Raw genomic sequence first — 14,193 nt, forward strand, 5'->3', positions numbered from 1 at the left:
CAGATCTGATGGGTACAATCTGCCATCCATCAGGAAAAAACCTCTTCCAGTACGTAGAAATAGCCTTCATCGGATCCGAAGATAATCCAGGGCCCGGCGATCACCGGAGAGTTGAGAATGCTTCCTTGAATTTCCATGGTCCAGTGGATGCTGCCGTCTGCCGGAGAGGCGCACACCAGCATGCCGGTGTTGGTTTCTTTGTCCGCCTCCAGTCCGAAGTAAATTCGGTCGCCGGCGAGAGTGGGAGCTGTGGAAACCGGACGCTCATAGGATTTTCTCCAGCGCAGTTCGCCGCTGGCGGCGTGGAAGGAGCGCAGCTGCAGGTCTCCCATGGCATATATCACCTGGTTCCGCCATACCACAGGGGCTGCATAATCCAGAAGCAGGCTGTTTTTCAGCAGATAATCCACCGCAAGCTGAGGATCCCCGGCGCCGGGCATATCTGCAGGCTCGGTCCGTTCCCACAGAAGTTCACCGCTGTGCAGTCCGATTGCTCCGAAGTAATGCTCCCAGCCCCGGTCGGGCAGCAGCCCGGTGACCGAGAAGAATAGCCGGTCATTCTTTACCCCGGGAAAACTGTACCAGTAGTACTGATCCAGGCTTTCATCCAGGCTCCAGAGATATTGCTCGGTCTCCAGATCGTACACTGTGAGATTGTAAGGATCCTGGGGGCTTCCGGGAGCGAAGGCCAGAATATCATTGAAGATTTGAAATGAGTTTCTGTGCCATACCTGATTATCCAGAGAGAACTGTAAATTCCCCTGCCGGTCGAGAAAGTACATGGCATCCGCATCTGCGGCGGCGACGATCATATCTTTATAGGGGATCACCGTGGAATTTACCTGTCCCCGGGTGGGGAATCGCCAGGCTTCTTCACCGCTTTCCCGGTCCAGTGCATAGATATTGCCGTCGCTTGAGCCGAAATACACCTGTTCATGGTCGGCATAGGCTACCGAATTAATGGGTCCTCCGCTGCGGAACGTCCAGTTCATATAGCCGCTGTTCAGATCCAGAGAGTAGAAGTTCCCGTCGGCGGAACCGAAGTATATGGTGTTGTCCAGAACCAGGGGCTGGTTGAACAGTCTCCGCTCCCCTTCCTGTTTTTGCAGCAGCAGCTCCCATTTGACGGCGATGGGTGGATTTATGGCGGTTTCCGCCTTGCCGATGCCCCGGTTTCCCCGGAACTCTATCCATTCACGTCTGCCGGAACAGGCTGATATGAGCAAAAGTGATAGGATCACCATGATCACCGGGAGCAGTTTCCGGTGATCATGGCGGGTTTTAAGGAATTTTACCTTAGATTTCGAGGGATGGAACATTACAGATACCTCATATCTTTGAGCCCGAAGAGAAGAACGAAAATCTGTCCCGGGCCGCCGCCCTTGAGCAGCCTGCGGTATTCGTTTTTCAGCCGGGTTTTCAGCTCCGGATCCACACCGGTACCCGAGACCCGGGGTGAGTAGATGGCTCTGGTGTAGAGCCGGGCGAAGGTCTCAAGCTCCGGGTATTCCCGGGCATATTCCATGGGGGTCCGGTCGGGGCTTTTCAGATGCCAGCCCCGTGCATGGAGCCGCACAAGCAGGAGACGGTACAGGGCCTTCAGAGCCGTTTCACTACTTCCCCGGGAGATGATTCCAAGAAGGAGGATCCGGCTCCAGCGGAACCCGTACAATCCCGCTGCGGTAAGCAGGCCGATGATCACTGCCAGCGAGCCGAGCAGCTCCCAGGGAATGGGAACCCGTCTATTATATACGGTGCGTTCCTGAAGGTCGGGAATTACCACATTCAGGGAGTTGGGATCCATGCTGCCCTGGGGGGGAATGGCCTGGCTTGTGGCTTCAAAGTCCACCCAGCCGTACACCGGAAGATAAAATTGCGCCCATGAGTGGCGGTGCACGGTTGTGACCAGATACAGGTCTGAAGGATCCTCCTCCTCAAGGGGAGGGAACTGTTCCCTAAGCTGGGCAAGAGCCTGTTTGTGGGAGTTGGTCTGGAGACCGTCGGAAACCAGGTAGCCGGTTACCACCCGGGAGGGTATCCCCGCCATTCTTGCCAGAATCGCCGCACTGTTTGAGAACTCTGTGCAGTCGCCGCTGCGGTGGTTAAAAAGGAAGTCGGATATTGCGGGGATACTTACATCATCTGTGAATCCCAGCTCATACTGGTACTCCCGGTAATGGTTGAGGATGGCGATAATCCGTTCCATATACTCTGCATCTTCAGGCATAAATGAATCCAGATGCTCCCGGTAACGTGCCAGCTCGGGGGGGCTCAGCTCCACTTCCAGGTACCCGGACAGGTTTTCCCGGTCTTCGCTGGTCAATTCTCCGCTGCGGGGGAATATTCCATGTATGGAAAGATTAGATATAAGAGAACGGGCACGGTAGCTGAAGCTTAAGGGATAGTAGCGGGTGTCCATGACGCTGGGTTCGATCTCCAGGGGCTGGTAGGAACTTACCTTGTCCCGGATGGTGGAGTAAACGTCGATCCACACAGGGCTTCTGTTTCTCAGGGGCACGGGATCGGGGTTTACCCAGCTTTCCAGGTACTGGGCACGGGGAAGCCGGTTGAGCTGGAATTCCGGATCGGAATAGAACCCTCTGGCGGGATCAAGATGGTTATAGTAACGATCGGCAAGATACACGGGACTTGCCGGAGAAGAGACCACCATCACCATGTACTGATTTTGAAGGGAGCCCTCGCCGCTTCCTCCCTGATTACCCCAGCTGTCGGGGGACATGACGTACACTTCACCTTCCCGGCCTTCCTGTCCTTCCTGGCCATCTTCTCCTCCGCCTCCCTGTAGGTTGCCCCCCTGCTCAAGGCTGTTGCTTTCCCGGTTGAGCGGGCGCAGACGGGGTTCGATAATATCATTCAACCCGTTGAATACCCGGGGATTGCTCACTGAATTTCCGGGAATGAGAAGGGCAATGAGAACCGCCATGGTGGTGAAAACCCCCAGGGCTCCGGCAAGCTCAGCCCCCCGGGGGCTGCGGCTGCGGGAACTGAATTGGTGACGATATATTAAGATGCCGTAGGAGATAAATCCGGAAATTAGAATGATAATCCCTCCGGTGTTGAACCCCCGGCTTGCCTGAAGCATTTCATCCGAAACCCGGCCGTACCCCAGAAGCCGTATGAGAATGTACGCGAAGTAAAACAGATCCACATACATTATCCTGAGAATGCCATGTTCCACCGCCAAATACATGCTGATATACCCGTACAGCCACAGCGAGGTGAGCCTCAGAGAGGTGGCGTTGATTCCGAAAATCAGAAATACAAGGGGTATCGCAGCTGCGGCAAGGAGATGACTGACGGCAATTCTGCCGTTGAATATGCGGTTCGGGGAAACCAGGACTTTTTGCCCCAGCCGGTGGTGCAGAAAACCCAAAACAACTGCACCGGGAAGCAGAAGGAATGACTGTACCAAATATGCCGGGTCTGAAAAGCGGAGAATTCCAGGGTGAAAAGCCGGAATAATACCCAGAATCGCGAGCAGGAGCAGCCTGCCGACTAATATTGCCTTCATAGTACCTCCGTTCGCACCAGGCTGCTCTCCTGACCCTCTGCCAGGACCGGGCAGGGGAGAAGATTTCCATGTTGGCGGGCTAGAGGAGAGAACCCCCCTCCGGGGAAAAAGTTGTAGACCGGTGCATCTGTCTGATCTGCAGATGTGCGGCATACACAGAACACCCGTGCACCCTGAAGAAGGGGGTGGGCAAACAATGCCTGCGAGACTCCCTGCCGGGAAAATGCCCCTGCATGGGTGAACACCGCAGAGTAGCTTTCGTAGCCTCCTCCCCCCAGCACGGCGTTGGCCAAAAGGTCCTCCCCGGGATCACCCATGGCGGGGGGCAGCCAGGCAGCCAGCCGTTCAATGCAGGAGTCAAGCTCGTCGCTGTGGTTTACCTCAATTTGCTGCAATCCCAGAACCAGGGTGAAGCTCAACCCTTCATCCCGCTGCAGCCCCTGTTCCATGTATCCCCGAATCAGAGATTTCAGCCTGGCCAGCTCAGCCAGGGTGCTGAAATCGGGACGATTGCCTCCCCTGAAAGCGAGAACGCCCAGCCGGAGTCTGGGGGACGGGCTTTCCGATTCCGGAGGAATGCGGGTCAGCAGGCTATCGATCCTGCTGGATGCCTTCCAGTTGATATCCCGGGCAAGATCTCCCGCCTGATAATCCCTGATAAATATTTTCTCCTCATCCGCAGGTTTTACCCGGGTATTATCATCGCTGCTTTCACTGCTCTGTCTGATATGCATATTGCCTGTTGCCCCGGATAAGGGGAGTACGGGAATGCTGCGGTCCCGCACCTCTCCCAGCCTGCGCCGGGATAGACCGAACATGTCGCAGATGTAGATTCTTGCTTCAAGGTGAAGAACGCCCGGCATGGGGGGCGAGATGAGAATACCGCAGCGTTCTGCGCTGTCCAGACGATATTCTTTCCGGTAGCGGTAGAGAATCTCATCTCCTGCCTCAAGATACCCTCCCAGCTGAACATGCATTCTAAACAGGGGGGGCAGCGGCCAGGCTGCGGCTTCAAGATGGTGGCTGTGGTTTTCCCGGCCGGCATGAAGGGGAGGGGCGGAAAACCAGTTCAGAGAGTCTTCCGTTTCCCGGGCGGGCAGGGCATACAGAACTATGGTGAAGGCCATGCTGAATACCAGGGCCAGAATACCCAGCGCCAGGCCCGGAGGATCGCTCATAAGCATGCCCCGGGAAGTGAGGATAATCCCGCCGATAAAGCTGATCATCCCGAATATCCGCAAAGGAAACCGCTCCATGATCTCCCCTGCTGCTGCCAGGGGCTCGAAATGCCGGGTTCCGGTGAGTCGGGGATTGCCCTTCATGATCACCTCAGCTTTTTACCGAGGAGAGGCCGCCCTGCTTTGCCACACGGGGAGATTTTTTTCCGTCCACGGGCTGGGTGGCCAGAATATCCCGGATAACGTCGCCGGATTCAAGGGACGCATCCTGACATTCAATTCTGTGGGCCATGGCTGGCACTGCAATCTCTTTCACTGTATCGATGCTCACGAAATCCTCCCCCCGTACAATTGCCAGTGCCCGGGCCAGACGTGAAAGTTTCACCCCGGTACGGGGACTTGCTCCCAGTTCAACCTGCCGGTGACTCCTGGTCGCCCGCACCAGGGAGATAATATAATCCAGCACATCCGGATGAAGTTCCATCCCATCCACCCGGTTCATCCAGCTGAGAATTTCCTCCTCGCTGACAACCGGGGCGAAGTTGTCCCAGGCGTTGCTGGAACCGTGGGTGGCCACAATATTCAGCTCGTCTTCAGCACTGGGGTATCCTAAGGATATCTGGATCATAAAGCGGTCAAGCTGGGGGGCGGGAAGGGGAAAGAGATGGTTCCCTTTCAGATTCATGGTGGAAATCAGGAAAAAGAGCCGGGGCAGACTGTAGGTTTTCCCTTCAATGCTCACATGCTTCTCCTCCATGGCCTGGAAAAAGCTTCCCTGGGTTTTGGGAGTAAGAAGGTTGATTTCATCACAGAGTATGAAGTGGCTGAAGATGGGCCCCCGGTTGAAGATCATCTCATATTCCGAGCCCAAAATTCTGGTGAACCCCAAAATATCCTGGGGGAGGAGATCAACCGTACACTGAATACGGCTGAAATAGGATATCTCAACTCCTTCCAGGGTGCGCATCTGCTCCGGCCAGCGGATGCTCCCCGCAAGGGCCCGGGCGAGGGATGTTTTTCCCACACCATGGGTGTCCGCCAGCATTACATGTCCTCCGGCAATCATGGCTGCCACAATATATTCAAGTTTGGTCCGATCTACGTAGATCACTGACTGAATATTATCGATCAGTCTGTCAATTTCCTGTTTCATATACTCAATTATACAAATCGTCGCCGCCGCTGACCACCTGCAAATCCCTTTCATGGATCTCACTGGCCAAAAAGTGCTTCTATCACTATGCTTAAAGTTGGGCGAACTGCGTTGCGTTAGCTGCTGCATCCATTGCAGTCTTTCAACCATGGAAATTGCAGAACGCCCAGGGAGGAATTTCAATGCTTCGCAAACGAGGAAAGAAAACAGAAAAACGGACCGAACCATCGGGCAAAACAGGAGTCTCCGGCTCAGCTACTCCCGGCCCCGGTATTGCCAAGGGCGGCGCATCCAACAGAATAATGATGATTTCAACCCACGGATATGTGGCGGCCGAACCTCCGTTGGGAGCTCCGGACACCGGCGGGCAGGTGGTATATGTTCTTGAGCTTTCGAAAAAAATCAGCCACTTCGGGTATCAGGTTGATATCTGGACCAGGAAATTCGAGGGACAGTCTGAAGTTGAAGAGGTGGATGAAAATGTACGGATTATCCGCATGCCCTGCGGCGGAGAAGATTTCATTCCCAAGGAGTATCTTTACCGTTCCATCCCCGAATGGGTAAAAAATGCCAAAAATTATATTCAGCGCAACGATCTGAACTACAGCTTTGTAAACAGCCATTATTGGGACGCCGGTCTTGCGGGTCAGCTGCTGTCGGAGCAGCTGGAGATTCCCCATGTTCACACCCCCCATTCCATCGGCAGCTGGAAGAAAGAACAGATGCTCACCGATTATCCCGAGGACGCGGACAGTTTCGAACAAAAATACAATTTTACCGAGCGGATTGCCCATGAAACCAGCATCTACCGCACCTGCGACCTGCTGGTGGCAACCACACCGATCCAGGTTGACAAAATTCAGGAAGATTACGATGTTTCCCATACAGATATGCGGATGATTCCCCCGGGATATGACGATAACCGCTTCTTTCCTGTGGGTGAGTCTTCCCGGCAGGCAGTGCGCAGCAGGCTCGGCTGGGAGGGGCCCACGGTATTCGCCGTCTCCCGGCTTGCGGAAAATAAGGGCCTGGACCTGCTGGTGGATGCATTCTCCCTGGTTGTGGAGCGTATTCCCGATGCAAAACTGGTGTTGGCCATCGGTCACGATGATCGCAGCCCGTCTGAGCAGGCCATTTACGATAAGCTCCAGCGGATCAGCAAGGAGGCGGGAACCCAGGACAACATTGAATACCTTGGTTTTATCAGCGATGAAGACCTTCCGGATTACTACCGGGCCGGTGATCTCTTTGTGCTATCCAGCAGGTATGAACCGTTCGGCATGACTGCCATTGAGGCCATGGCCAGCGGTACACCCTGCATTGTGACGGTAAACGGCGGGCTCTACAGGGTGCTGGAGTACGGGGTGCATGCCCTCTTCGCCGATCCCTTCGACCGGCTGGAACTGGGAATTAATATGTTTGAAGCCCTGCATTATCCCGCATTGAGGGACCGGCTGAAACTCAGGGCAGCCCAGCGGGCCCGGGCCCGGTTCACCTGGACGGGAATCGCCCAGCGACTGTTAAACGAGGTGGAAAACCTCACTGATGTGGTGAATCGTTGACGCTCCGTCCGTTCATTCACAGCCGACGCGTATATCCGACGTAAGATACAGGCAACCTTAGGAGTTAACCCAATGGCCGAGCAGAAAAAGGAACACCGAAAGCATCAAAACCGGGAACCGGCGAAAACCGGAAAGGGTACCAGAATTAAGCTGTTTTCCTCAGATCTGGACGGGACCCTCATCGGGAAGCCCGACGCCACCCTGGCCTTCCAGCATACCTGGAAGGCGTTGAGGGATGACAGCGGGGATACCCGGGGACATTCCTCGGGAGATTCCGCACCTCTTCTGGTGTATAATTCAGGCCGCCTTCTTCCCCATACTATTGAGGCCATTAAATCAAGTTATCTCCCGGATCCCGATTATCTGATTTGCGGAGTGGGAACGGTGATCTATGATTACCGGAAGCGGGAGTATATCAAGGTATTTTCCGACACCCTGAATGCAGGCTGGGATCTGAATACGGTTCAGAAGGTGATGCGGGGATTCCCGGAACTGGAATTCCAACCCAGTAAATATCAGAATCAATTCAAATCCAGCTGGTATTTTCATGATGCCCCGCCTAAGAGAATCGATGAGATCAAGAAAGCACTGGAGGAAGAGGGCCTCTCAGTGAATGTGATCTATTCCTCCAGCCGGGATTTGGATATCCTCCCCCTCTATGCCAACAAGGGCAATGCCCTGAACTGGCTTGCACAATGGCTGGGAATTAGAGTTGAAGAGACCCTTGTGGCAGGAGATACGGGTAACGACAATTCCATGTTCCAGATATCCGGAGTGCAGGGGATTATCGTGGAAAACGCCCAGCCCGAGCTGCTTCTGGAAACCATCAAACGTCCCACCTATGTGGCCACCAAACCCTTCGCCGACGGCGTTCTTGAAGGGCTGATCCATTTTGGTGTGATTACCGCAGTGGTAGATGTTAGTGACGAAGAGCTGAGTCACAAAAACTTCGATCCGGTACTTCACAATGTACTGCGCTCCGATTCGTTCAAGGCTCTCAGTTCCGAGCAGAGTGAATATATCAATACCGCATACCGGGAAGCCGTCGAGGTGCTGAAACGGAACATCACCCCCATCGGGTTCTCTGCCTGCAGTCTCAATGACAATACCTTTGATACCACCGATGAAAACTACCGGAGCATCTGGGCCCGGGACGGATCCATTACCGTTATCAACTCCCTCTCGGTGGACGACCCGGATATCCGGCGCTGCCAAAGAGCCACCCTCCAGACCCTTCTTGAGCATACTTCCACCAGAGGACAGGTTCCCAGCAATGTGCGTATTGATTCGGTGACCCCCGACTACTCCGGTGTGGGGGATATTGCATCCATCGACAGCGGTCTCTGGCTGGTGATTGCGTTTTACCATTATATCCGCCAGACCCGGGATTACGAGTATCTACGCAATTGGGAAGATGAGATCAAGAACATTATGAACTGGCTGGAGGCCCAGGACAGCAACAACGATTCCCTCCTGGAAATACCCGAGGCCGGCGATTGGATGGATCTGTTCGGCCGGAGCTACAATGTTTTGTACGATGAGGTGCTCTGGTACTATGCAAATCTCACCCACGGCAGGCTTGCGGAATTGCTGGGGGACTACAACCTCGCAGGCTACCGCCTTCGGCAGGCCCAGCTGATTAAGGAAACCATCAACCGGAAATTCTGGCCTTCAATTCACAACGATCAGGCCAGAAATTTTTCCGAGCAGCAATACACCCTGGGAGACACCCACTATCTCCTGGCGGAAATTACCCCCTTCGATTTTGACTGGCGCTGCGATGTGTATGGAAATATTCTTGCCGGACTCTTCAACGTTCTGAGTAATGACAGGGCAAAGACCGCGTTTAATTTCATGTGGGGGGTTGGAGTGAACGAGCCCTCACCTGTGGTGAACCTTTATCCGCCGGTCCAGTCAGGGGATCCCCACTGGCGGACCTACTATACGGTGAACCTGTTGAACCTTCCCAATCATTATCATAACGGGGGAGCCTGGCCGTTTGTGGGCGCATACTGGGTAATGTTTATTAACCGCCTGGGGCTGCGGGATCTGGCTCAACAGGAACTCTACCGGCTGGCCCAGATGAATCATCTGGGAATTGAGGCTGACTGGGAATTTAACGAGTGGGTGCACGGTAAAACCGGCAGACCCATGGGAAAACGCTACCAGGCCTGGTCGGCGGCAGGATTCATCGGTGCGCACTATAATTTACAGCTGGAGCTCAGCGAGTAGTTCTACCGGGCAAAATCCGCCGCCATGGCTGCGGCCCCGAGCATTCCTGCATCGGGTCCCAGATGGGTGCGGCGGATTTCCAGATCTTTCAGTGCCATGGGCATAAGAAACTCATGAATCCGCTCCTGCACACCCTGAATGACCACATCCCCGGCGGCAAGAACTCCTCCCCCCAGGACAATTACCTGGGGGTTCAACATGTGGGCAACCGCAGCCACTCCCTGGGCCAGACGCCGGGAGCTGGAATCGTGGACTGCCCGGGCCAGAGGGTCCCCCTGTGCCAGGGCTTCATATACCCGGCGGGCAGAGCTGCTTCCCGGGCTGTGGGCCCCGGATTCCCGGCGGCCATGCTGAGATGCGAAATCCTGGGATGAATGATTCTGGGAGGAAGGGGTATGGGCGAAAGAAGTCCATGAGGACGATTTCTGCAAAGTCCCGAAGTGTGAGAGAATGGCCGTTCTCAGCGGGCCGTTCAGCTCTTTTTCCCCCTGTTCTGCCAGGATTTCTGCGCTGAGGGCGATCCCCGAGGCCGAACTGTAGCGCTCCAGACATCCTTTGAGACCGCATTTGCATTGCCGGCCCCCGGGTTCCACCACCAAATGGCCGATCTCCCCGGCCATGCCAGTATGCCCTGCAGCAGGGCGGCCGTTGAGAATGATTCCCGAGCCGATGCCGGTTCCCAGGGAGATAAATACCATGGATTCGCTCCCTCTCCCCGCACCCAGGCGCCACTCTGCGTAGGCGGCCATGTTTACGTCGTTGGCGACCCGGACATCCACTGCGGCGTAGGCGGATACTTCGTCTTTCAGCTGGACGCCCGTCCAGCCGGGAATATTTACCGCATCTCCCCGGAGGTACCCCCGGTTGTCCACCAATCCCGGTGTGCCAATGCCGATCTGCATCTCTTCACCCGACTGTTCCCGAGGGATGATCCCCAGATGATGGTCGATAATGCGGTGGAGCAGATCGAGCATGCTTCGGTAGGATCCGTCGGAGGGGGTGGGGTATCTCAACGCTTCTGCCACCGGGCTGAATGTGTCGGTATCTTTTTCCTGACGGTACAATGAGGCTTTTATACTCGTGCCCCCGATATCAATTCCCAGACTATACATTGAAGTTCTCCGATTCAGCTGGTTTTCAGCAGGGGGGAAGGGGGCTGGCCCAGGATATCAAAGACATGATCCCAGTCGATATGCATGCGCCCCCTGCTGCTGCCCAGTTGGGGGATACTGTAGAGGCGCTCTAGGACCATGCATGCCGCCCCATAGGGCATTTCCATATCTCCTCCCCGGGAGAAACTGAGTTTCTCCCGTTGCCGCGGGTTCCCGAACCAGCTGTCATCCTGGAGAGCTTCCAGTACATCGGGAATCATATCCCGGTATTCTTCCACGTCACCCGCAAGAAATACCTCCGAAGGATCGAGAATGCTGAACGCCTGGGAAAGTTTGCGGAAAAGCTCCTCCAGAAATTTCTTCATGAGTATGGGCTCTTCCTTGATTCTCAGCAGTTCTTCGCCGCTCATATCAAGGTATTCGGTACCCTCCCGGTCCCATAGATTGGAACCCAATTCCCCGGATCTGAAACTTGAGCCATAGTACACCTGCCCGTTGATTACCAGCCCCAGACCCACACCGGGTTTTTCGGTTTTTTCCAGATTATGAAAATGGAAGCGGATTAGAAGATAGATAAAGTTAACCTTTTCATCGTTTCGTCTCCAAAGCTCCCCCCAGGCGCCGCAGTTGGTGTCGTTTTCCAGAAATACAGGGATGGAATACTTGGATGAGATTTTCTCTGCAAAGTCGTAGTCCTTCAGCTTGAAGGTTACACTTTCAATAATCCTGCCTTGCTGCAGATCTATGGACCCGGGAATGGCAACCCCGATACCTGCGGGGGGGACGCCGGTGGCTTCGATATCCTTCCATACCTGCTGAATGATGTAGTCGAACATCTGTTCCAGGGGGAGGGGCGGAACCTCTGCAAAACTGCTCCACAGCCGGTTTCCCGAAAGATCCAGGTAGACCGCCCGGTAAAACCCAAGCTCAATTTCCAGCCCCAGAATTCCTGCGATTCCCGGGCGGATTCCCAGGTAGACAGGTTTCCGGCCGCCCATGCTTGAGGCTTCTCCTTCCTTCCGCTGCTCAACTATTCCCCGTTCCAGCAATTCGGCGATAATATTGGTTACCGTGGATTTCTTCAGACCCAGAAGCCGGGAGAGTTCAACCCGGCTGATCATGCCGTGTTCTCTGATCCGTCTGAGAACAAGTGAAAGGTTTGCCTGTTTTTGAAACGTCTGATTTCCCGCCGTCATTGTTCGCCGCCTTCGTTTTGATCCTGTGGATATTGCAACTTATAGCTTGTCCAGCATGCTTCGGTGGTCCAGGTTGGGTGCTTCAATATCCTTGAAATATTTTACGGTTCCCACTTTCAGCTCATAGGTGGCTTCCTCATCGCTGACAATAATTGCATGGGGATGCAGTTGAAGACAACTCACGGTGCACATGTGATTGACTCCCTGCTGAATGGACTGCTCCAGGGCCCGGGCTTTATTGTGGCCGCTTGCCAGAAGCAGAATCTCCGATGCGTCCATAATTGTTCCAACCCCCACGGTGAGGGCTCTGTCAGGTACCTGATGCACATTTCCGTCGAAAAAGCGTGAGTTCGCTTCTTTGGTATCTTTTGTGAGTGTTTTGATTCGAGTACGGGAACTGAGACTGCTGCCCGGTTCGTTAAACGCAATATGCCCGTCGGTGCCGATACCTCCCAAAAAGAGATCTATGCCTCCGGCTTCCCGGATGGACGTTTCGTAATTTTTGCATTCACGATCAAGATCCTCCGCCATACCGTTCAGAATATGGACCTGCTCTTTGGAAATGTCGATATGGGAGAAAAAGTGTTCCCACATAAAATAGTGATAACTCTGAGGATGAGTTTCTTCCAGTCCCACGTACTCATCCATATTGAAGGTCACCACGTGTTTGAAACTTACCAGACCTTCCTGATGCATGCGTATCAGTTCACGGTACATTCCAACCGGTGAAGATCCGGTGGGAAGACCCAGAACGAAGGGGGACTCGGGTCCGGGGTTGAACTGCCGGATTTTCCGGACCACATAGGCTGCGGCCCATTTACTCATGCTCTCATAATTGTTCTGGACGATCAGTCTCATTTCGCATTCTCCTGTGTCTTTCCTGAGGCACTTTCAAAAATCAGCGATTTTGAAGGATGCCCACCTCTGTTTCAGACTATTGTATCCTGTATATCAGATCTCTTTCTTCAGAAAGCTGCCGTTCACCAGAGTGGCTACTGCGTTGAAATCCCGGTCGAATACCGCCAAATTGGCCTTCCTGCCGGGTAACAGGCTTCCTATCTCTTTATGGAAGCCCAGAATATTCGCCGGGCTGTAACTTGCCATCAGCAATGCATCTGTGGGGCTTATTCCCCATTCCACCATATTCCCCACTCCCCTGTTGAGGGTGAGTGCGCTGCCGGCAATCACATCATCTTTCTTTCGGTGAAAGACCTTGTCTTCTCCAAGATACACTTTTTCCTGGTTGGCAAGGAGGCAGCCGCCATTCTGATTTGTCGGTTTAATGGCGTCGGTAACCAGACAGATCTTGTCCGCCGCCTTTTCCTTTACCAGAAGCTGAACAATGGCCGGGTGCACATGTTCACCGTCGGCGATCAGTTCACAGGTCAGCTCGGGGTGGATCAGAATGGCTCCCACAAGACCCGGGTCCCGGTGATGCATTTTCCGCATGGCATTGAAGAAGTGGGTCGCATGGGTGATCCCCGCTTCCATCCCTTCCCGCATCTGGTCATAGCTTGCGCTTGAATGGCCCGCCTGGAGCACAATTCCTTTCTTAGCGCAGTAGAGTGCAAGTTCGCGCATGTTCTTCAACTCGGGAGCTACCGTCATGTTGGTTATCTGCCCCCGTGCCATGCGGTAATATTCTTCCATGAGGGAAAGGTCAACGGCCTTCATGTATTCGGGAATCTGCACGCCCCGCTTTTCCGGGTTGATAAAGGGCCCCTCCAGGTGGAGCCCCAGAATTTCGGCGCCGGTTTCCCTGCCCATGGCATCGGTGCTGGCCTTAATAGAAGCAAAAAAATCCTCATCCTGTTGCGGGTAGATGGTGGGGCAGAAACTGGTTACCCCGTAGTCCACCAGGGCGTCGCTCATTGCCACAATCGCCTCCACTGTAAGATCATCTGTCCCATGGCCGTGGAGGCCGTGGATGTGAGTGTCAATGAGACCGGCACCCAAATACGCTCCCTCCAAATCGTAGAGGTCGGTTCCCGGGGAAAAGGATTTTTGAGCGAAGCGCTTCTCGGAAAATACATCCGCAATAATACCGTCCTCTATGAGTACGGCACTTCGTTCCACCTTGGTGACACCGGTGAATACCGTGGCGTTATATAGTACGATTCTATTCATTCGTTTCCTCCGGGGAAGCGGTCGAAATATTCAGCTCCCTCATGTTGGTTAGTTGTGTGTACTAACTATATACAATGTAGCCCCCGAAACATCAGCTGTCA

10 protein-coding genes are annotated in these 14,193 nt (G+C 54.2%); 2 read left to right on the forward strand and 8 right to left on the reverse strand.

Annotated features, from left to right (window positions below; all coding sequences use genetic code 11):
* Window positions 1-29: 29 nt before the first annotated feature.
* From AC52PS_RS00950 to AC52PS_RS00965, 4 genes are read right to left on the reverse strand one after another with little or no spacing between them, the layout of a single operon-like run.
* Complete coding sequence (locus AC52PS_RS00950) at window positions 30-1,319, reverse strand: outer membrane protein assembly factor BamB family protein (RefSeq protein WP_495561150.1); 1,290 nt, start codon at window positions 1,317-1,319, stop codon at window positions 30-32.
* Entirely contained in the window at window positions 1,319-3,532 is a 2,214-nt protein-coding gene (locus AC52PS_RS00955; RefSeq protein WP_495561151.1) for a DUF4129 domain-containing transglutaminase family protein, read from the reverse strand. The genes AC52PS_RS00950 and AC52PS_RS00955 overlap by 1 nt, the downstream gene beginning before the upstream one ends.
* On the reverse strand, window positions 3,529-4,854 hold the full coding sequence (locus tag AC52PS_RS00960; protein WP_495561152.1) for a DUF58 domain-containing protein: 1,326 nt from the start codon (window positions 4,852-4,854) through the stop codon (window positions 3,529-3,531). The genes AC52PS_RS00955 and AC52PS_RS00960 overlap by 4 nt, the downstream gene beginning before the upstream one ends.
* 7 nt (window positions 4,855-4,861) lie before the next feature.
* Window positions 4,862-5,863 carry an AAA family ATPase gene (locus AC52PS_RS00965; RefSeq protein ID WP_495561153.1) on the reverse strand — a complete coding sequence of 334 codons (1,002 nt, stop codon included), beginning with the start codon at window positions 5,861-5,863 and terminating at the stop codon, window positions 4,862-4,864.
* 182 nt (window positions 5,864-6,045) lie between these two features.
* Here AC52PS_RS00965 and AC52PS_RS00970 point away from each other — a divergent pair, with 182 nt between their 5' ends.
* Together AC52PS_RS00970 and AC52PS_RS00975 are read left to right on the forward strand one after the other, a co-directional pair.
* Complete coding sequence (locus AC52PS_RS00970; RefSeq protein ID WP_495561154.1) at window positions 6,046-7,425, forward strand: glycosyltransferase; 1,380 nt, start codon at window positions 6,046-6,048, stop codon at window positions 7,423-7,425.
* A 72-nt stretch (window positions 7,426-7,497) separates the two neighbouring features.
* A complete protein-coding gene (locus AC52PS_RS00975) occupies window positions 7,498-9,657 on the forward strand; it encodes an HAD-IIB family hydrolase (protein WP_495561155.1) in 2,160 nt (719 codons plus the stop codon).
* A gap of 2 nt (window positions 9,658-9,659) precedes the next feature.
* On the opposite strand, the gene AC52PS_RS00980 is transcribed toward AC52PS_RS00975, so the two are convergent.
* The 4 genes from AC52PS_RS00980 to nagA all read right to left on the reverse strand — a co-directional run bounded on the left by AC52PS_RS00980 (window position 9,660) and on the right by nagA (window position 14,092).
* Window positions 9,660-10,769 (reverse strand): ROK family protein, encoded by a 1,110-nt coding sequence (locus tag AC52PS_RS00980; RefSeq protein ID WP_495561156.1) that lies wholly within the window; start codon window positions 10,767-10,769, stop codon window positions 9,660-9,662.
* A gap of 14 nt (window positions 10,770-10,783) precedes the next feature.
* Window positions 10,784-11,965 carry an ROK family transcriptional regulator gene (locus AC52PS_RS00985; RefSeq protein WP_495561157.1) on the reverse strand — a complete coding sequence of 394 codons (1,182 nt, stop codon included), beginning with the start codon at window positions 11,963-11,965 and terminating at the stop codon, window positions 10,784-10,786.
* 39 nt (window positions 11,966-12,004) lie between these two features.
* Window positions 12,005-12,823: a glucosamine-6-phosphate deaminase gene (gene nagB / locus AC52PS_RS00990; RefSeq protein WP_495561158.1), complete on the reverse strand. Its 819-nt coding sequence runs from the start codon at window positions 12,821-12,823 to the stop codon at window positions 12,005-12,007.
* Window positions 12,824-12,916: 93 nt separating this feature from the next.
* Window positions 12,917-14,092 (reverse strand): N-acetylglucosamine-6-phosphate deacetylase, encoded by a 1,176-nt coding sequence (gene nagA / locus AC52PS_RS00995; RefSeq protein ID WP_495561159.1) that lies wholly within the window; start codon window positions 14,090-14,092, stop codon window positions 12,917-12,919.
* Window positions 14,093-14,193 lie beyond the last annotated feature (101 nt).

Source organism: Salinispira sp., assembly GCF_059431795.1.

Excerpts from the sequence above, each read along its gene's own strand:
- AC52PS_RS00950 (WP_495561150.1), bottom strand. The coding sequence starts at position 1,319 with ATGTTCCATCCCTCGAAATCTAAGGTAAAATTCCTTAAAACCCGCCAT.
- AC52PS_RS00955 (WP_495561151.1), bottom strand. The coding sequence starts at position 3,532 with ATGAAGGCAATATTAGTCGGCAGGCTGCTCCTGCTCGCGATTCTGGGT.
- AC52PS_RS00960 (WP_495561152.1), bottom strand. The coding sequence starts at position 4,854 with ATGAAGGGCAATCCCCGACTCACCGGAACCCGGCATTTCGAGCCCCTG.
- AC52PS_RS00965 (WP_495561153.1), bottom strand. The coding sequence starts at position 5,863 with ATGAAACAGGAAATTGACAGACTGATCGATAATATTCAGTCAGTGATC.
- AC52PS_RS00970 (WP_495561154.1), top strand. The coding sequence starts at position 6,046 with ATGCTTCGCAAACGAGGAAAGAAAACAGAAAAACGGACCGAACCATCG.
- AC52PS_RS00975 (WP_495561155.1), top strand. The coding sequence starts at position 7,498 with ATGGCCGAGCAGAAAAAGGAACACCGAAAGCATCAAAACCGGGAACCG.
- AC52PS_RS00980 (WP_495561156.1), bottom strand. The coding sequence starts at position 10,769 with ATGTATAGTCTGGGAATTGATATCGGGGGCACGAGTATAAAAGCCTCA.
- AC52PS_RS00985 (WP_495561157.1), bottom strand. The coding sequence starts at position 11,965 with ATGACGGCGGGAAATCAGACGTTTCAAAAACAGGCAAACCTTTCACTT.
- nagB (WP_495561158.1), bottom strand. The coding sequence starts at position 12,823 with ATGAGACTGATCGTCCAGAACAATTATGAGAGCATGAGTAAATGGGCC.
- nagA (WP_495561159.1), bottom strand. The coding sequence starts at position 14,092 with ATGAATAGAATCGTACTATATAACGCCACGGTATTCACCGGTGTCACC.